This is a genomic window from Burkholderia sp. BDU5 (assembly GCF_001522845.1).
GTDB classification, from domain to species: domain Bacteria; phylum Pseudomonadota; class Gammaproteobacteria; order Burkholderiales; family Burkholderiaceae; genus Burkholderia; species Burkholderia mayonis.
Map to the genome: position 1 here is coordinate 12789 of NZ_LOWC01000050.1, position 17457 is coordinate 30245.

Consider the following 17457-nt stretch of genomic DNA (forward strand, 5'->3'; position numbering starts at 1 on the left):
CGGTCGACGCGGAAGACGAGACCGGCGCGCGAAGCGCGGCGCGTGCATCAGGAGAAGCGGTGCGAGGCAGCATGCCGGATCGCGGCGCGCGTCCGCGATCCATCGCGGCGGCTCAGGATTCCTGTTCGGACAGGAACGTCCATTTGTCGCGCGCGGGCGGACGATACTGGACGAGCTGATCGATGAGCGCGCCGGGGACCGCGTCGATGCACAGCGCATCGAAGTACGTACGCTGCATGAAGCCTTCGTCGACCGTGTGCTTGAGGAGCGTGATGAGCGGCTCGTAGAACGCGTCGACGTTGTAGAGCGCGACGGGCTTGCGATGATAGCCGAGCTGCGCCCACGTGTAGACCTCGAAAAACTCTTCGAGCGTGCCCGCGCCGCCCGGCATCGCGACGAACGCGTCGGCGAGCTCGGCCATCATCTTCTTCCGATGATGCATGTCGGGCACGACGTGCAGCTCGGTCAAGCCGGTGTGGCCGACTTCCTTGTCGAAGAGCAACTCCGTGATGACGCCGATCGCCCGCCCGCCGGCGGTGATCACCTCATCGGCGATCACGCCCATCAGGCCGACGCGCCCGCCGCCGTAGACGAGCGTGAGGCCGGATTGCGCGAGCACGCGGCCGAACGCGCGCGCCGCTTCCGTATAGACGGGCTTGACGCCGTTGGCCGAGCCGCAATAGACGCAGACGGCCTTCATTGCTTCGTATCCTTGCGCGGCGAACCGTCGCGCGGCGGCAGGAAGTCGTGGAACTCGCGCTTCGGCAGCTTGCCGGACACGAGATCGTCGAAGATCTGCCGCGAGCGGCCGCGCAGATACGGCGCGATCACCGAGATCACGTGCATGCTGACCTGGTGCAGCTCCTCGCGGATCGCGTCCTGGTCGTTGTACTTGCGCGGGTGCATCACGTATTGATACGACAGCCAGTAGGTGGCGATCACGGCCATGTTGGTCGCGATCACCTCGATCTCGGCAGGCGTCGCGACGAGCTCGCCGTCGGCCGCGAGCAGCTCGCACATCTCGCGCGCGAAGCGCACCTTGTGGCTGATGATCTGCTTGAAGTGCGTCTCGAGCGTGCGGTTGCGCGCGAGCAGATCGTTCAGGTCGCGATAGAGGAAACGGTAGGTCCACATGAAGTCGGCCATGTACTGCAGGTACGACCACGTTTCGTCGATCGTCGGCCGATGATCCTCGGGAAAACGCAGGCGCCGTTCGATCTGCTGTTCGAACTGCGCGAAGATGCTGTTGATGATGTCGTCTTTGTTGCGGAAATGGTAGTACAGGTTGCCTGGGCTGATTTCCATTTCCTCGGCGATCGTCGTTGTCGTGACGTTCGGCTCGCCGATCTCGTTGAAGAGTTTCAACGACAACTCAAGAATCCGTTCGCGCGTGCGGCGGGGGGGTTTCGCTTCCATGTCGTCCGGCCCTGTGTTTGCCGGACTGGCGGGCGCTGCCAATGTTGCTTGCTGCGTGAATCGTAGTCCGGCTCGGGTTGCTGTGTTGAAGGCTGTCGGCCGATTATAAACCGCTACCTTGCGCGTCCGGCGTATTTCGTCATCGGGGCATACCCGGCGGTGTTGCGTCGCACACAAGAGGCGGGTCAAGCGGCGCGAGTCGCGGCGGGGGCCGGCCGGACGTCGGCTGCCGCGATGCGCCTAGCCGGCGAGCCGGTGCCAGACGAGCGGGCCGAGTATGAGGCCCCAGGTCGTCAGGCACGCGCAGAGTGCGACCGTGACGGCCGCGCTGCCGAGATCCTTCGCGCGCTTCGACAGCTCGTGGCGTTCGAGCGAGATCCGGTCGATCGCCGTCTCGACGCTCGAGTTCAGCAGCTCGACGATCAACACGAGGAGCACGGTGCCGATGAGGAGCGCGCGCGACGCCGGCTCGACCGGCACGAACGCCGCGATCGGCAGCATGATTGCCGCGAGCGTGAGCTCCTGACGGAACGCGCTTTCTTCGCGGATCGCGACGCGAAAGCCGTTGTACGAGTTCTTGAGCGCATGCCACGCGCGCATCAGGCCGCGATTGCCCTTGTACGGATTGTGCGGCAGCGCGAGCGGATCGTCCGGGCCGAGCGGCTCGTGCGGCTCGTGCGTTTCAGACGAAGGGAACGGAACGTGGACAGGGTGCGCGGCGGCCGCACGTGCGGCCGGCCTCCGCGGCGAATGGGTCGGGGGCGCTTTCGCGCGCATGGCTGGTTTCAAACGGCTGCGCCTTCGGTGTGTGGACAGGCGGTTTTCGGCAGCGGCTTCAGGTGCGATGCGAACTGCTCGGACGCCGCGAGCCACGAGTAGCGCTCGGCCCAGGCGCGCGCATGCCGCCGGTCGATCTTCAGCGCCTCGAGGCACGCTTCGCGCAGGTCGTCGTTCATCGCACCCGCGCCGCCGTCGGCGAGCACGTCGACGGGCCCCGTGACCGGGTACGCGGCGACGGGCGTGCCGCACGCGAGCGCCTCGAGCAGGACGAGCCCGAAGGTGTCGGTGCGGCTCGGGAACACGAACACGTCGGCGGCGGCGTATACCTTGGCGAGCTCCGCCTGAGTCAGCACGCCGAGGTAATTGGCCTCAGGATAGCGCGATTTGAGCTCGGCGAGCGCGGGCCCTTCGCCCGCGACCCACTTCGAGCCGGGCAGGTCGAGCTTCAGGAACGCCTCGACGTTCTTCTCGATCGCGACGCGGCCGACATACAGGAAGATCGGCCGCACGGTGTTGAGCACCTTCGACTCCATCGGCCGGAAGACGTCGAGATCGACGCCGCGCGTCCACAGCACGACGTTGTCGAAGCCGTATTGCTCGAGGTCGCTCTTGACGACGGGCGTCGGCGCCATCACCGCGAGCGACGCGCCGTGGAACCAGCGCAGGAAACGGTAGGTCGCCGACAGCGGAACGCCGAAGCGCGCCTGCACGTATTCCGGAAAGCGCGTGTGGTACGCGGTCGTGAACGGCAGCTTGCGGGCGCGCGCGTAGCGGCGCGCGGCGAGGCCGAGCGGGCCTTCCGTCGCGATGTGCAGCGCGTCCGGCTCGAACGCGTTCAGGCGCTCGCGCAGCCGCCTGTACGGCAGGATCGACAGGCGGATTTCGGGATAGGTCGGGCACGGCACCGTGCGGAACTCGAGCGGCGTGACGAGCTCGACGCGGTGGCCGAGCGCGATGAGCTCGCGCGCGGTGCTCTTCAGCGTGCGCACGACGCCGTTGACTTGCGGCTCCCACGCATCGGTGACGATCATGATTTTCATCGCAGGCAATCCTTTCGGAGGTCAGGCGGTGGCGGCTTTCGTCTTGCGCGATTGCGCGGCGGGCGGCGTGTGCAGCACGGTCCAGTAGACGACCCTCAGTTCGCCCTCCATCGTCTCGACGAGCGCGGACAGGCTCTCGACCCAGTCGCCGTCGTTGCAATAGAGCACGCCGTCGATGTCGCGGATCTCGGCCTTGTGGATGTGGCCGCAGACGACGCCGTCGCAGCCGCGGCGACGCGCTTCGTCGGTCATCACCGCTTCGAACGACGAAATGAAGTTCACGGCGTTCTTCACCTGGTGCTTCAGGTATTGCGACAGCGACCAGTACTGAAAGCCGAAGCGGCTGCGGATCCGGTTGAACCAGCGGTTCAGCACGAGGATCAGCGTGTACAGCGTGTCGCCGAGATAGGCGAGCCACTTCGCGTGCTGGATCACGCCGTCGAACAGGTCGCCATGGACGACCCACAAACGTTTGCCCGACAGCGTCGTATGGAACGCCTCGCCGCGCACGTGGATCTCGCCGAACGCGAGATCGCAGAACTGGCGCGCGGCTTCGTCGTGGTTGCCGGGGATGTACACGACCTGCGTGCCTTTGCGCGCCTTGCGCAGGATCTTCTGAACGACGTCGTTGTGCGCTTGCGGCCAGTACCAGCCCTTTCTGAGCTGCCAGCCATCGATGATGTCGCCGACGAGGTACAGGTATTCCGATTCGTTGTGCTTGAGAAAGTCGAGCAGATACCCGGCCTGGCAGCCGCTCGTGCCGAGGTGGATGTCCGACAGCCAGATCGTCCGGTAGTGGTGCGTGGCGGGCTCGTGGTCGTCGTGCCGCGTGGCGCTCGCGGCGGGAGGACGGGCCGGCGCGAGCACTTCGCTCGCTGCGGAGCCGGACAGGAAGGCGCTGGCGGCGTGCAGGCCAGCAGGATCACGAAAGAAGGAGGTCGCGGACTTTTTCTGGCCCATGCATGACTCGCGCCGATTGAGGTTATCGGCATTGCGCCATGCGGGCGTGACTGTGCCGTGACAGTCACGAGACGTTCTTATTACGGGGAATCAGCCGTGGCGGGGCGCGGCGACGATGCGGGTGCCGGCGAGGCGATCGTGCGGGAACTGGCGCGTCGGGTGCAGTCGCGCGGCGAGCGACCACAGCGCGAACCAGGCGGTCGCGGCCGCGAGCGTGCGCGGCACGGAGAAGCCCGCGAGCGGGTGCAGCGCGAGGGGCGGCAGGAACCACAGCCAGCCGAGCGCGTAGCGGACGATCGCCCGGCCGACCGACAGCGGCGCGCCGCGCGCGGTTTCGATGCGCAGCCGCCAGGTCTTCATCGGCAGCGTCTGGCCGCCGTGCGTCCAGAACCAGACGAAATAAACGCCGACGACGGCCGCGATCCACGCGGCGAGCAGATTGTGATGGTCGAGGCCGTTGCGCTGGTGGAGCGTTACGCCGAACGCGAGGCCGGCAAAGAACACGACGCCGAACAGCAGCAGGCTTTCGTAGACGAGCGCGGCGAGCCGGCGGCGCACACTCGGCGGCGGCTCGGACGGAATCGCGGGCGCCGTCACGGCCGTTTACGAACCGTTGAAGAGTGACGGCGCCTCGGACGGCGAGACGGGCGTGGGCACGGCCGGCGTGACGGCGCCCGTCGTCGTCGATGCCGGAGCGGGCGCCGCGGCGGGCGCGCTGGCGGCGGGCGGCGCGATGCTCGCGGCGGCCGCGCTCGCCGGATGACGGTCGTGCGCGTTGACGAGCCGGTTGACGTCGCGGTCGGTCTTGCCGGTGGGCGGCGCGCTGACGACGGTCGGCCGGCGCCGGCGCTCGGCCGCCGCGAGCTTCTCCTTCTGCTCGGGCGACAGCTCTTGGTAAGCCTTCCAGGCTTTCTCGCGAGCCTGCGCGGACAGATCCTTCGACACCAGGTAGTTCTCGCGTGCGACGCGGCGCTGCTCGGGCGTCATGCGGACCCACTCGGTCATCCGTTCCTGCAGGCGCTTTTGCGCTTCAGACGACATCTTCGGGAAGCGCGCCGCGATCTTCAGCCATTTGCGCTTGCGCTCGTCGCTGAACGAATCCCATTGATTCGCGAACGGCGCGAGCGCGACGCGCTGCGGCGGCGTGAGGCGCGCCCAGGACAGCGGGCTCGACGGCGGCAGCGCCGGGAAGTCGGTCGTGAGGGCGATCGCGGCCGACGCGATCGCCGGTGCGCTCGCCGCCGCCACCGCGGCCGGTTGTGGGTGAAAGCGCGGGTAGGTGGCGGCGTACGCGACGATGAGCGCGATCACGCAACCGAAAAAGACAGCCAATCCCCGTTTTTGACTCACCCGTGCGTTCCTCTTCTTGATGCGTTGGCGTTAGTGAGTGTGCGACAGATACGCGTTGAACCCGTGGTCGAGATACGCGGTGAGAGGCAGGTTGTCGCTCAGCATCGCCGCGTCGATGTCCGCGAGCTCGGCCGTGCGCTGCATGTCTTCCCAGTACGCGATGCCGACGAGCCCCGCGAGCAGCAGCGCGAGCGGCCACGCGCGGATCAGCCGGCGCGCGAGCGACTTGCGGCGCGGTTCGGCAGACGGGCGCAGCTCGAGCGTGCCGGCGTTGCCGGCGAGCGCCGGCACGAGCACGATCGCGGCGTCGGGCTTCTTGCGGGCGAGCGCGGCGCGACGCGCGGCGGCGAGCCGCTCCGTCGTCGCGGCGGGCAGCGCGGTCGCGCGCTCGTCGAGCGCGCGACGCACCTTGAAGGCGAAATCGGTTTCTTCTTTCGTTGCGGGAGCGGAGCTCATAGCGTGATTCCTTTGGCCTTGAGCGCGGCCGCCAGTGCGTGAGTGGCTCGGGAGCAGTGCGTCTTGACGCTGCCTTCTGAGCACCCCATGGCGGCGGCTGTCTCGGCGACATCCATATCCTCCCAATAACGCATCAGGAAGGCTTCCCGTTGACGCGCCGGGAGCTTCTGGATTTCATGGTCGATGAGGGCGAGCACCTGCTCGCGCTCGAGCCGCGTCTCGCTGCTCTCGACACCGCCGCCGTCCGCCGATTCGAGCGTCTCCAGCGGGTCGAAATCTTCGTCGTCGGTATTGTTCAGCGACGAGAACAGGCTGACCCAGGTGTTGCGCACCTTTTGTCTGCGGAAATGGTCGTGGATCGCGTTCTGAAGGATCCGCTGAAAAAGCAGCGGCAGCTCGGCGGCCGCGCGGTCGCCGTACTTCTCCGCGAGCCGGATCATCGCATCCTGCACGATGTCGAGCGACGCGTCGTCGTCGCGCACCGCGTAAGCAGCCTGCTTGAACGCGCGCCTTTCGACGCCCGCCAGAAAGTCCGCGAGTTCCTTGTCTGATGCCATTCCGTGAAGGTCTGCGCTGCGTTCTTGCGGCGTGAAAAGATCGGAAAAATTTCGTAAAACCCGCGGATGCTAACAAATTTCGCCGTCGACGGCATCCTGATCGGGCTGTCAGGCCGCAGAAACGGGCGCGCGTGGCGGTTCGCCGCGGGCCTCGGCGGGACGTTCGCGTTCGCTTCGGCAGGAGGATTGATGCGCCGCGGGATTTTCCGCTTGACCGCCTGTCGGGGACCCGCTATCGTTGCCAGTTCGCAACATAAGTGATGGTCACATTTGAGGCTGGCCCATGAAGCCCGCCTTTCAACTGGACGCGCCGCTTGAACCTGAGCCACAAGCCCAGCAGAGAGCACCCGATCAATTTTTTGCCGAAAATTCGAAAGGTTATCGATGAACATGCCCAGCGCGGAATTCTCCACGTCGGAATCCCTTTCCCCTCAGAAAACCGGCTCCATCGGCGCCACCGTGCTCATGAAGGCACTGGCCGACGAGAACGTCGAATTCATCTGGGGCTACCCTGGCGGCTCGGTCCTCTACATCTACGACGAGCTGTACAAGCAAGACAAGATTCAACACGTGCTCGTGCGCCACGAGCAGGCCGCCGTGCACGCCGCGGACGCGTACTCGCGCTCGACGGGCAAGGTCGGCGTGTGTCTCGTCACGTCCGGCCCGGGCGTGACGAACGCGGTGACGGGCATCGCCACTGCCTACATGGATTCGATCCCGCTCGTCGTGATCAGCGGCCAGGTGCCGACCGCGGCGATCGGCCAGGACGCGTTCCAGGAGTGCGACACTGTCGGCATCACGCGGCCGTGCGTGAAGCACAACTTCCTCGTGAAGGACGTGCGCGAGCTCGCGGAAACCGTCAAGAAGGCGTTCTACATCGCGCGCACCGGCCGGCCCGGTCCCGTCCTGATCGACATCCCGAAGGACGTGTCGAAGACGCCGTGCGAGTACGAGCCCGTCAAGAGCGTGTCGCTGCGCTCGTACAACCCGGTCACGAAAGGCCACTCAGGGCAGATCCGCAAGGCGGTCGCGCTGCTCCTGTCCGCGAAGCGGCCGTACATCTATACGGGCGGCGGCATCATCCTCGCCGACGCGTCGCGCGAGCTGAACCAGTTCGCCGACCTGCTCGGCTATCCTGTCACGAACACGCTGATGGGCCTCGGCGGCTACCGCGCATCAGACAAGAAGTTCCTCGGCATGCTCGGCATGCACGGCACGTACGAAGCCAACATGGCGATGCAGCACTGCGACGTGCTGATCGCGATCGGCGCGCGCTTCGACGACCGCGTGATCGGCGATCCGGGCCACTTCGCGTCGCGTCCCCGCAAGATCATCCACATCGACATCGATCCGTCGTCGATCAGCAAGCGCGTGAAGGTCGACATCCCGATCGTCGGCGACGTGAAGGAAGTGCTGAAGGATCTGATCGAGCAGCTGCAGACGGCCGAGCATGGCCCGGACACCGAAGCGCTCGCGCAATGGTGGAAGGACATCGAAAGCTGGCGCGCGAAGGACTGCCTGAAATACGACCGCGAAAGCGAGATCATCAAGCCGCAGTACGTGGTCGAGAAGGCATGGGAACTGACGGACGGCAACGCGTTCGTCTGCTCGGACGTCGGCCAGCACCAGATGTGGGCCGCGCAGTTCTACCGCTTCAACAAGCCGCGCCGCTGGATCAATTCGGGCGGCCTCGGCACGATGGGCTTCGGCTTGCCGGCGGCGATGGGCGTCAAGATGGCGCATCCCGACGACGACGTGCTTTGCATCACGGGCGAAGGCTCGATCCAGATGTGCATCCAGGAGCTGTCGACCTGCAAGCAGTACGACACCCCGGTGAAGATCATTTCGCTGAACAACCGCTACCTCGGCATGGTCCGTCAGTGGCAGCAGATCGAATACAGCAAGCGCTATTCGCATTCGTACATGGATGCGCTGCCGGATTTCGTGAAGCTCGCCGAGGCGTACGGCCATGTCGGCATGCGCATCGAAAAATCCGCGGACGTCGAGCCGGCGCTGAAGGAAGCGCTACGCCTGAAGGACCGCACCGTGTTTCTCGACTTCCAGACCGACCCGACCGAGAACGTCTGGCCGATGGTCCAGGCCGGCAAGGGCATCACCGAGATGCTGCTCGGATCGGAAGATCTGTAAAGGCGCGATGCGCGCCCGAGCCCGCGGGCGGCCGCCTTCACGAAGGGCGGTGTGGCACGCGGCGGTGCGCTGCGATACGCAATCGACACGGGATAATTCTGGAAGAAGCGAACATGAGACACATCATTTCCGTCCTGCTGGAAAACGAACCGGGCGCGTTGTCGCGCGTCGTCGGTCTGTTCTCGGCACGCGGCTACAACATCGAAACCTTGACGGTGGCGCCGACCGAAGACCAGTCGCTGTCGCGCCTGACCATCGTTTCCATCGGCTCCGACGACGTGATCGAACAGATCACGAAGCATCTGAACCGCCTGATCGAGGTGGTGAAAGTGGTGGACCTGACCGACGGTGCACACATCGAGCGGGAGCTGATGCTCATCAAGGTGAGGGCAGTGGGCAAGGAGCGCGAAGAAATGAAGCGGATGGCGGACATTTTCCGCGGCCGTATCATCGACGTGACCGAGAAGACCTACACGATCGAATTGACGGGTGCGAGCGACAAGCTCGACGCATTCATTCAGGCGCTGGACGCGGGCTCGATTCTCGAGACCGTGCGCACCGGCAGCTCGGGCATCGGTCGAGGCGAGCGCATTCTGAAGGTTTGACGCCGCCGCGCCGAACGAGCCGGGTGCGCCGTCAGGGCCCGGTCTCACTAACGAATTTCACTGAATCAGCGAAGGAACAATCATGAAAGTTTTCTACGACAAGGATGCCGACCTCTCCCTCATCAAGGGCAAGCAAGTCACGATCATCGGTTACGGCTCGCAAGGCCATGCGCACGCACTGAACCTGAAGGACAGCGGCGTGAACGTGACGGTCGGCCTGCGCAAGGGCGGCGCGTCGTGGAGCAAGGCCGAGAACGCCGGCCTCGCGGTCAAGGAAGTGGCCGAAGCCGTCAAGGGCGCGGACGTCGTGATGATGCTGCTGCCCGACGAGCAGATCGCCGCCGTCTACGCGCAGGAAGTGCACGCGAACATCAAGCAGGGCGCGACGCTCGCGTTCGCGCACGGCTTCAACGTCCATTACGGCCAGGTGATCCCGCGCGCGGATCTGGACGTCATCATGATCGCGCCGAAGGCGCCGGGCCACACGGTGCGCGGCACGTACGCGCAGGGCGGCGGCGTGCCGCACCTGATCGCGGTCGCGCAGGACAAGTCGGGCGCGGCGCGCGACATCGCGCTGTCGTACGCGGCGGCGAACGGCGGCGGCCGTGCCGGCATCATCGAGACGAACTTCCGTGAGGAGACGGAGACCGATCTGTTCGGTGAGCAGGCCGTGCTGTGCGGCGGCACCGTCGAGCTGATCAAGGCCGGTTTCGAGACGCTGGTCGAAGCGGGCTACGCGCCGGAAATGGCGTATTTCGAGTGCCTGCATGAGCTGAAGCTGATCGTCGACCTGATCTACGAAGGCGGCATCGCGAACATGAACTACTCGATCTCGAACAACGCCGAGTACGGCGAGTACGTGACGGGCCCGCGCGTCGTCACCGAAGAGACGAAGAAGGCGATGAAGCAGTGCCTGACCGACATCCAGACCGGCGAATACGCGAAGAGCTTCATTCTCGAGAACAAGGCCGGCGCACCGACGCTGCAATCGCGCCGCCGCCTGACGGCCGAGCACCAGATCGAGCAGGTCGGCGCGAAGCTGCGCGCGATGATGCCGTGGATCGCGAAGAACAAGCTCGTCGACCAGTCGAAGAACTAAGCTGCGCGTCCCATCCGGCCCCCGAATCGAGGGTCGGCATCAAAAAGCCGCCCGAAGGCACCGGAGCCGAGGGCGGCTTTTGCTATCCTACGGGCTTTGCAATTCAACGAAGAACGAACCATGAACTATCCTCATCCGATCATCGCGCGCGAAGGCTGGCCGTTCATCGCGATCGCGGCCGTCGTCGCGCTGTTGATCCATGCCATCGGCGGGTTCGGCCTCGCATGGCCGTTCTGGCTGCTGCTCGTCTTCGTGGTCCAGTTCTTCCGCGATCCGCCGCGCGCGATCCCGACGCAGGCGAACGCAGTGCTGTGCCCGGCCGACGGCCGTATCGTCGCGGTCGAAATGGCGCACGATCCGTATGCGAATCGCGAAGCGCTGAAGATCAGCGTGTTCATGAACGTGTTCAATGTCCACTCGCAGCGCTCGCCCGTCGACGGCGCGGTGCAGAAGGTCGAGTATTTCCCGGGCGCGTTCCTGAACGCCGCGCTCGACAAGGCGTCAGCCGAGAACGAGCGCAACGCGGTCGTGATCCAGACGGCGGCCGGCCAGACCGTGACGGCCGTGCAGATCGCGGGCCTCGTCGCCCGCCGGATCCTCTGCTACGTGCGCGCGGGCGAGCCCGTGTCGCGCGGCCAACGCTACGGTTTCATCCGCTTCGGATCGCGCGTCGACGTGTATCTGCCGAAGGGCAGCCGCGCGCGCGTGTCGATCGGCGAGAAGGTGTCCGCATCGTCGACGATCCTCGCCGAACTGCCCGAACAACAGTAATCGGGAACACGTATCGATGGCCGCATTCAAACCGCGCCGGCCGCGCAACGGCAATGCTCCGTGGCCGCGGTCGTTTCGTCACAACAAATCGGTCGCGCAGGACGTCGCGCCCGTCGAGAGCCGGCGCGCCGCGCGTCAGCGGTTCCTGAGGACGCGCGGCATCTACCTGCTGCCGAACGCGTTCACGACGGCCGCGCTCTTCTGCGGCTTCTTCGCGGTCGTGCAGGCGATGAACGTGCGCTTCGAAACCGCGGCGATCGCGATCTTCGCCGCGATGGTGCTTGACGGGATGGATGGACGCGTCGCGCGGATGACGCACACGCAAAGCGCGTTCGGCGAGCAGTTCGACAGTCTGTCGGACATGGTGTCGTTCGGCGTCGCGCCCGCGCTCGTGATGTACGAATGGGTGCTGAAGGATCTGGGGCGCTGGGGCTGGCTCGCCGCGTTCGTCTATTGCTCGGGCGCCGCGCTGCGTCTCGCGCGCTTCAACACGAACATCGGCGTCGTCGACAAGCGCTTCTTCCAGGGCCTGCCGAGCCCGGCCGCCGCGGCGCTGATCGCGGGCTTCGTATGGCTCGCGACCGACAACCGCGTGCCGATGAAGCTCGGCTGGCTGCCGTGGGTCGCGTTCGCGTTCACGGTCTACGCGGGCGTGACGATGGTGTCGAACGCGCCGTTCTACAGCGGCAAGGCGCTCGACGTCCGGCATCGGGTGCCGTTCGCGGCGATCCTGCTCGTCGTCGTCGCGTTCGTGCTCGTGTCGTCCGATCCGCCGCTGATGCTGTTTGGCCTCTTCGTGCTGTACGGGCTGTCCGGCTACGTGTTCTGGGCCTATATGGCCGTGCGCGGCAGGGCCAATCCGGCGCGCTCGTCGCAGCGGGAGCACTGACGGGCTCTTCCTGGCCTGGCGTGACGTCGAATCGAGTCCGGCTCGCGCCGGGCGCACCGAGGACGGCGGCTCGCGTAGCCGCCGTTTTTCTCGTCCGGATGCCGCGCGGCGCGGCGTTCGGGCTCCCGAGAAAGCTGCCGATTGCGCGCGGCCGGGAATGCCGCTATATTCGTCGGCATGACCGCATTTTCCCGCCTCCCCCTTCTTCTAGCCGGTGCGCCGCTACGCGCGCTAGCGCTAGCGCGCCTGCCGCGCTGATCGTTTTCGCCCTCCGTCGAGCTTCGTCTGTTGTCTAGCGTCGCCTGCGGTGGCGCGAGCTTCATCACGTGTGTTTCCCCATTCGACACCTGGAGTCCCCATGACAGACAAGCTGATCATTTTCGACACGACGTTGCGCGACGGCGAACAATCGCCGGGTGCGTCGATGACGAAGGAAGAGAAAATCCGCATCGCGAAGCAGCTCGAGCGCATGAAGGTCGACGTGATCGAAGCCGGCTTCGCGGCCAGCTCGAACGGCGACTTCGACGCGATCCACACGATCGCGTCGCAAGTGAAGGACAGCACGATCTGCTCGCTCGCCCGCGCGAACGACAAGGACATCCAGCGCGCGGCCGATGCGCTGAAGCCCGCGAACAGCTTTCGGATCCATACGTTCATCGCGACGTCGCCGCTGCACATGGAAAAGAAGCTGCGGATGACGCCGGATCAGGTGTTCGAGCAGGCGCGCCTCGCGGTGCGCTTCGCGCGCAAATTCACCGACAACATCGAATTCTCGCCGGAAGACGGCAGCCGCTCGGACATGGACTTCCTCTGCCGCGTGCTGGAGGCCGTGATCGCCGAGGGCGCGACGACGATCAACATCGCGGATACGGTCGGCTATGGCGTGCCGGAGCTGTACGGCAACCTCGTGAAGACGTTGCGCGAGCGCATCCCGAACTCGGACAAGGCGGTCTTCTCGGTGCATTGCCACAACGATCTGGGGATGGCGGTCGCGAACTCGCTCGCGGGCGTGAAGATCGGCGGCGCGCGCCAGGTCGAATGCACGATCAACGGCCTCGGCGAGCGCGCGGGCAACACGTCGCTCGAGGAGATCGTGATGGCCGTGAAGACCCGCAAGGACTACTTCGGCCTGGATCTCGGCATCGACACGACGCAGATCGTGCCGGCGTCGAAGCTCGTGTCGCAGATCACCGGCTTCGTCGTGCAGCCGAACAAGGCGGTCGTCGGCGCGAACGCGTTCGCGCACGCGTCGGGCATCCACCAGGACGGCGTATTGAAGGCGCGCGATACGTACGAGATCATGCGTGCGGAAGACGTGGGCTGGACCGCGAACAAGATCGTGCTCGGCAAGCTGTCGGGCCGCAACGCGTTCAAGCAGCGCCTGCAGGAGCTCGGCATCGCGCTCGACAGCGAAGCCGACCTGAACGCCGCGTTCGCGCGCTTCAAGGATCTCGCCGACCGCAAGGCCGAGATCTTCGACGAAGACATCATCGCGATCGTCACCGAAGAGGAATCGGCGCTCGCGCACGAGCATGAGCACTACAAGTTCGTGTCGCTGTCGCAGCGCTCGGAGACGGGCGAGCGGCCGCAGGCGAAGGTCGTGTTCGCGGTCGACGGCGGCGAAGTGGCGGGCGAGGCGAGCGGCAACGGCCCCGTCGACGCGACGTTCAATGCGATCGAGACCGAAGTGGGCAGCGGCGCCGAGTTGCTGCTGTATTCGGTCAACGCGATCACGACGGGCACGCAGGCGCAGGGCGAAGTGACGGTGCGTCTGGCGAGGAGCGGACGGATCGTCAACGGCGTCGGCACCGATCCGGACATCGTCGCCGCGTCGGCGAAGGCGTATATCGCCGCGCTGAACAAGCTGTACTCGAACGCCGACAAGCTGAATCCGCAGCGCGCGTAGCACACGCCATGCGTGCGCGGCGGCATCGCCGCCGCGTTCCGAATGAACGACGCCCCGTGGGCCAATGGCCTCGCGGGGCGTTGTTTTTTCTACCGCATGGTGAGCCGGCATGCGCCGGCTCGAGCGCTCACTGCGCGCTCGGACTGCGGAAGAACCAGCGGATGCCGCGGCCGCGCGCGTGCTGGACCTGGCGCCGGTAGTCGACCGTGATCTCGCGCAGCGGCGCCTCCGCGACGAACGCATCGAGCATCTCGCGCACGTCGTGGTCGATGTAGTCGGCGCGGGTCGCGTCGATGATGACGACCGCGCGATCCGGGATCTGCGCGAGATGGTGCTTGATCTGCACCTTGCCGAGGAACGACACGTCCTTGCGGAACGACAGCAGGTAGTGGTCGTCGTGCTGCGCGAGCGTTGCCGGACTGCGCAGGTTTGCGCACGCGACGGCCAGCACGCAGCAGGCGAGGCCGAGCGCGATGCCGGCGAGGAGGTCGATCGCGAGCACGCCCGCGATCGTCACCGCGAACGGCAGGAACGCGCCGGGGCCTTGCTTCGCGACCGACGTGAAGAGCGCCGGCTTCGCGAGCTTGAAGCCCGTGTGGATCAGGATCGCCGCGAGGCTCGCGAGCGGGATCAGGTTGAGGAGCCCGGTGAGCGCGAATACGCTGACGACGAGCATCACGCCGTGCACGATCGCCGACATCCGGCTCTGTGCGCCCGCGTTCACGTTCACCGAGCTGCGCACGATCACTGACGTGATCGGCAGCCCCCCGATCGCGCCCGCGACGAGATTGCCGACGCCTTGCGCCTTCAGCTCGCGGTTCGGCTGGCTCGGGCGGCGCTTCGGATCGATTTGCTCGACCGCTTCGAGGCTCAGCAGCGTCTCGAGGCTCGCGACGACGGCGATCGTGATCGCGATGCGCCACACGTCGGGGTTCAGCAGGTGCGCGAAATTCGGGCCGAGGTCGACGGTCTTCAGCGCATTGCCGAGCGCGGCGAACGACGCGAGCTCGGGCAATGCGACCCGGTGCTCGGCGGGCGGCGCGAAGTGGGGGGCGAGGAAGCCGAGCGCGACCGTGGCGCCGATGCCGAGCAGCACGACGGCGAGCGGCGCGGGCACGAGGCGCACGAACGCGAAGCGGCGTATCGCGCGGGTTTCCCAGACGGCGAGGAGCGCGAGCGACGCGAACGCGATTACGCTCGATGCGAGCACCGCGTGGCCCGGCGCGTCGCCGTCGCCGCCGAGGCCGAGCGCGAACGGCATCTGCTTGACGATGAGCAGAATCCCGATCGCGGCGAGCATCCCTTTGATCACGGGCGACGGCACGTACGCGGCGAACCGGCCCGCCTTCAGGAGACCGAAGCCGAACTGGATGACGCCCGACAACAACACCGCGAGCAGGAACGCCTGGAAGCTGCCGAGCTGGGCGATGCCGTCGACGACGATCACGACGAGGCCCGCGGCGGGGCCGCTGACGGACAGCGGCGAACCGCTCAGTACGGCGACGATGAGACCGCCGACGATGCCGGACACGAGGCCGGCGAATGGTTCGACGCCGGATGCGCTGGCGATTCCGAGGCAGAGTGGCAGCGCGACGAGGAACACGACGGTACCGGCCACGAAGTCGCGCGGAAACGTGGAGAAGGAAGCGTGTAGATTCTTCATAGTGAACGGAAAAAACGGGTTGAGGCGGAATGCGGCGCGGCGGCGCCGGCCGGTCAGGCGGCCGTGGCTTCTGCGCGTTCGGCTTGCGGCTGCGGTTCGGCGGCCGCGTATCCGGACGCGAGTTCCTTGAGCCGTCCGTCGGCGAGCGAGAAGATCCAGCCGTGCACGAGTGGTGCGGGATCGGCGTCGCGGATGATCGGAGAGCTGCGCAGCAGGCGGACCTGCTCGAGCACGTTGAGCTCGGCGAGCCGGTCGGTGGCCTGGTCGGGCGAAACGCTGTCGAGTTCCGCGCGATGGTGGCCGGCGAGCGCGCAAAGCGGCGCAATTCTGCGGCTCACGTGCGGCAACTCGGGCGACGGGGGCAGCAGCGACGCGCGCACGCCGCCGCAGCCGTAGTGCCCGCAGACGATCACGTGATCGACCTTCAACACCCGCACCGCGTATTCGAGCACGCTTGCACAGTTGTCGTCGTCGGGCTGGAAGATGTTCGCAATGTTTCGGTGAACGAATAGTTCGCCGGGCGCACTCTGCGTGATGGTTTCCGCCGGCACGCGGCTGTCGGCGCAGCCGATCCACAGCACGCGCGGGTTCTGTCCGCGCGACAGCGCGTCGAAGAAGTCGGGCGAACGCTCGGACGTCTCGCTGGCCCAGGCGATATTGGCGACGAGCATGCTTTTTGGGAGATTCATTGAGGATTCCTTCTTATACGTGCGGTATCGGCGACGCAAACATGCATCGGCACGGAACCAATTGCTTTCTAAATTGAAAGGTTGTTGTGTGTGATATTAGGGGAACCTCGGAATCCGAAGTTCAATTTGAAATATTCTGTTGCAATTTATTTTCGGGGTTAGGACGATCGCACCAACTGTGAATATTGAATGGCTGCAAAGGGTGCATATCGCACCGAAATGGGCGTGAGATGCCCGTCCCGTGGGGGCAAGGGGAATCAGGCGGGTGTTTTGTTTTTGATTTCGCCGATGCGGCAACCGGGATATTGCTGCGTCATGAAAGATGACAAGAATTTTAAAAAGCTAATGAGAAAAATGATAAAAAAGTCATTTAAGAAGCCGAGCGCACTAAATGACTTTGGAAGGGATGCGCCGGTCGAACGGCCGGCGGCGGGAAGTATCAGAATAGCGAGCGGCGATCGGGATCGTGCAGCGGGTCGGGCGTCTTCTGCGTGAGGCGCAGGACGCCGGCATCGTCGAAGTAGAAGCTGTAGAGCATGTACCAGACGTTGTCCTCGAGGTAGCGATAGGTCCACACTTCGCGCTTCATCAGCGGGAAGTAGGACGTTTCGACCGGGCGGCCGAAGTTCACGAGCACGTCGGTCCGGGTCCACTTGCCGATCTCGGCGCGATAGAACTCGAGCGGCTGCAGCACCTGCCGCACGTTGACGATCCTGCCGCGGGCGTCGACGTCGGCGGCCGTCGTGACCTCGCCCATCGGCTGGGTCGGCCACATCAGGCGCTTGCCGCCGTTCGGCAGGTCGTAGATTTCGCGCGGCGGACCCATCCGGGCGACGATCGCCGACGAATCCTCTCCGGCGTGAAACTGCTGCCACGGCTGGGCGCAGCCGGCGAGGAGCACCGCCGCGCAAGCTAACAGAACCGGGAGACGAGCGAACATACGTTTCTCCATGAGGCGGGAATGTCGAAGTTTTATCACGGCGAATGAATGCGCGCGCGTACCGGCGCGGAAAAGTTTGCGCTGCTCGGCATCTTCGACATCCGCAGTAAGGCGGGGGGGCGGCGCCGCCATTCCGAACCGGCATCGGGAGGGCGGACGAATGGGGCTGGCGTCGACCGGGTTATTCA

18 protein-coding genes are annotated in these 17457 nt (G+C 65.7%); 6 read left to right on the forward strand and 12 right to left on the reverse strand.

From position 1 onward, the window contains the following. Window positions 1–112 precede the first annotated feature (112 nt). The 9 genes from WS69_RS09750 to WS69_RS09790 all read right to left on the reverse strand — a co-directional run bounded on the left by WS69_RS09750 (window position 113) and on the right by WS69_RS09790 (window position 6559). The gene (locus WS69_RS09750; RefSeq protein ID WP_059470578.1) at window positions 113–700 is read right to left on the reverse strand and encodes a TIGR00730 family Rossman fold protein; all 588 of its coding nucleotides are present in this window, start codon (window positions 698–700) and stop codon (window positions 113–115) included. Beyond that, complete coding sequence (locus WS69_RS09755; protein ID WP_059470579.1) at window positions 697–1416, reverse strand: TetR/AcrR family transcriptional regulator; 720 nt, start codon at window positions 1414–1416, stop codon at window positions 697–699. The genes WS69_RS09750 and WS69_RS09755 overlap by 4 nt, the downstream gene beginning before the upstream one ends. A gap of 240 nt (window positions 1417–1656) precedes the next feature. After that, complete coding sequence (locus WS69_RS09760) at window positions 1657–2193, reverse strand: diacylglycerol kinase (RefSeq protein WP_059470580.1); 537 nt, start codon at window positions 2191–2193, stop codon at window positions 1657–1659. A gap of 8 nt (window positions 2194–2201) precedes the next feature. Next, window positions 2202–3236 carry a glycosyltransferase family 4 protein gene (locus WS69_RS09765; RefSeq protein ID WP_059470581.1) on the reverse strand — a complete coding sequence of 345 codons (1035 nt, stop codon included), beginning with the start codon at window positions 3234–3236 and terminating at the stop codon, window positions 2202–2204. A gap of 21 nt (window positions 3237–3257) precedes the next feature. Then, window positions 3258–4196 carry a UDP-2,3-diacylglucosamine diphosphatase gene (locus WS69_RS09770; RefSeq protein ID WP_059470582.1) on the reverse strand — a complete coding sequence of 313 codons (939 nt, stop codon included), beginning with the start codon at window positions 4194–4196 and terminating at the stop codon, window positions 3258–3260. 90 nt (window positions 4197–4286) lie between these two features. Next, window positions 4287–4793, reverse strand: a complete 507-nt coding sequence (locus tag WS69_RS09775; RefSeq protein ID WP_059470583.1) for an RDD family protein — start codon at window positions 4791–4793, stop codon at window positions 4287–4289. A gap of 6 nt (window positions 4794–4799) precedes the next feature. Next, window positions 4800–5546, reverse strand: coding sequence for a DUF3106 domain-containing protein (locus WS69_RS09780; protein WP_059470584.1), 747 nt, complete (start codon window positions 5544–5546; stop codon window positions 4800–4802). 30 nt (window positions 5547–5576) lie between these two features. Continuing rightward, the gene (locus WS69_RS09785; RefSeq protein WP_059470585.1) at window positions 5577–6002 is read right to left on the reverse strand and encodes a DUF3619 family protein; all 426 of its coding nucleotides are present in this window, start codon (window positions 6000–6002) and stop codon (window positions 5577–5579) included. Continuing rightward, a complete protein-coding gene (locus tag WS69_RS09790; RefSeq protein ID WP_059470586.1) occupies window positions 5999–6559 on the reverse strand; it encodes an RNA polymerase sigma factor in 561 nt (186 codons plus the stop codon). Before WS69_RS09790 ends, WS69_RS09785 begins: the two co-directional genes overlap by 4 nt. A gap of 384 nt (window positions 6560–6943) precedes the next feature. On the opposite strand from WS69_RS09790, the gene WS69_RS09800 reads away from it, so the two are divergent. The 6 genes from WS69_RS09800 (at window position 6944) to WS69_RS09825 (ending at window position 13977) form a co-directional block, all read left to right on the forward strand. Further along, window positions 6944–8707 (forward strand): acetolactate synthase 3 catalytic subunit, encoded by a 1764-nt coding sequence (locus WS69_RS09800; RefSeq protein WP_059470587.1) that lies wholly within the window; start codon window positions 6944–6946, stop codon window positions 8705–8707. Window positions 8708–8820: 113 nt separating this feature from the next. Continuing rightward, complete coding sequence (ilvN, locus tag WS69_RS09805) at window positions 8821–9312, forward strand: acetolactate synthase small subunit (protein ID WP_004186134.1); 492 nt, start codon at window positions 8821–8823, stop codon at window positions 9310–9312. 82 nt (window positions 9313–9394) lie between these two features. After that, window positions 9395–10411 carry a ketol-acid reductoisomerase gene (gene ilvC, locus WS69_RS09810; protein WP_059470588.1) on the forward strand — a complete coding sequence of 339 codons (1017 nt, stop codon included), beginning with the start codon at window positions 9395–9397 and terminating at the stop codon, window positions 10409–10411. Between the two features lie 120 nt (window positions 10412–10531). Beyond that, on the forward strand, window positions 10532–11182 hold the full coding sequence (locus WS69_RS09815; RefSeq protein WP_059470589.1) for a phosphatidylserine decarboxylase: 651 nt from the start codon (window positions 10532–10534) through the stop codon (window positions 11180–11182). A 16-nt stretch (window positions 11183–11198) separates the two neighbouring features. Next, entirely contained in the window at window positions 11199–12071 is an 873-nt protein-coding gene (gene pssA / locus WS69_RS09820) for a CDP-diacylglycerol--serine O-phosphatidyltransferase (RefSeq protein ID WP_059470590.1), read from the forward strand. Between the two features lie 358 nt (window positions 12072–12429). Next, window positions 12430–13977, forward strand: coding sequence for a 2-isopropylmalate synthase (locus WS69_RS09825; protein ID WP_059470591.1), 1548 nt, complete (start codon window positions 12430–12432; stop codon window positions 13975–13977). Window positions 13978–14104: 127 nt separating this feature from the next. Here WS69_RS09825 and WS69_RS09830 read toward each other — a convergent pair whose 3' ends face one another. From WS69_RS09830 to WS69_RS09840, 3 genes are all read right to left on the reverse strand, one after another. Further along, window positions 14105–15640: a SulP family inorganic anion transporter gene (locus WS69_RS09830; RefSeq protein ID WP_059470592.1), complete on the reverse strand. Its 1536-nt coding sequence runs from the start codon at window positions 15638–15640 to the stop codon at window positions 14105–14107. 53 nt (window positions 15641–15693) lie between these two features. After that, window positions 15694–16329 carry a carbonic anhydrase gene (locus tag WS69_RS09835; protein ID WP_059470593.1) on the reverse strand — a complete coding sequence of 212 codons (636 nt, stop codon included), beginning with the start codon at window positions 16327–16329 and terminating at the stop codon, window positions 15694–15696. 439 nt (window positions 16330–16768) lie between these two features. Continuing rightward, window positions 16769–17281 (reverse strand): hypothetical protein, encoded by a 513-nt coding sequence (locus tag WS69_RS09840; protein WP_059470594.1) that lies wholly within the window; start codon window positions 17279–17281, stop codon window positions 16769–16771. Window positions 17282–17457 lie beyond the last annotated feature (176 nt).

Coding starts and splice junctions, on each gene's coding strand:
- WS69_RS09815 (WP_059470589.1), top strand. CDS start 10,532: ATGAACTATCCTCATCCGATCATCGCGCGCGAAGGCTGGCCGTTCATC.
- WS69_RS09790 (WP_059470586.1), bottom strand. CDS start 6,559: ATGGCATCAGACAAGGAACTCGCGGACTTTCTGGCGGGCGTCGAAAGG.
- WS69_RS09825 (WP_059470591.1), top strand. CDS start 12,430: ATGACAGACAAGCTGATCATTTTCGACACGACGTTGCGCGACGGCGAA.
- WS69_RS09830 (WP_059470592.1), bottom strand. CDS start 15,640: ATGAAGAATCTACACGCTTCCTTCTCCACGTTTCCGCGCGACTTCGTG.
- WS69_RS09760 (WP_059470580.1), bottom strand. CDS start 2,193: ATGCGCGCGAAAGCGCCCCCGACCCATTCGCCGCGGAGGCCGGCCGCA.
- ilvC (WP_059470588.1), top strand. CDS start 9,395: ATGAAAGTTTTCTACGACAAGGATGCCGACCTCTCCCTCATCAAGGGC.
- WS69_RS09800 (WP_059470587.1), top strand. CDS start 6,944: ATGAACATGCCCAGCGCGGAATTCTCCACGTCGGAATCCCTTTCCCCT.
- pssA (WP_059470590.1), top strand. CDS start 11,199: ATGGCCGCATTCAAACCGCGCCGGCCGCGCAACGGCAATGCTCCGTGG.
- WS69_RS09840 (WP_059470594.1), bottom strand. CDS start 17,281: ATGGAGAAACGTATGTTCGCTCGTCTCCCGGTTCTGTTAGCTTGCGCG.
- WS69_RS09835 (WP_059470593.1), bottom strand. CDS start 16,329: ATGAATCTCCCAAAAAGCATGCTCGTCGCCAATATCGCCTGGGCCAGC.
- WS69_RS09785 (WP_059470585.1), bottom strand. CDS start 6,002: ATGAGCTCCGCTCCCGCAACGAAAGAAGAAACCGATTTCGCCTTCAAG.
- WS69_RS09765 (WP_059470581.1), bottom strand. CDS start 3,236: ATGAAAATCATGATCGTCACCGATGCGTGGGAGCCGCAAGTCAACGGC.
- WS69_RS09750 (WP_059470578.1), bottom strand. CDS start 700: ATGAAGGCCGTCTGCGTCTATTGCGGCTCGGCCAACGGCGTCAAGCCC.
- ilvN (WP_004186134.1), top strand. CDS start 8,821: ATGAGACACATCATTTCCGTCCTGCTGGAAAACGAACCGGGCGCGTTG.
- WS69_RS09770 (WP_059470582.1), bottom strand. CDS start 4,196: ATGGGCCAGAAAAAGTCCGCGACCTCCTTCTTTCGTGATCCTGCTGGC.
- WS69_RS09755 (WP_059470579.1), bottom strand. CDS start 1,416: ATGGAAGCGAAACCCCCCCGCCGCACGCGCGAACGGATTCTTGAGTTG.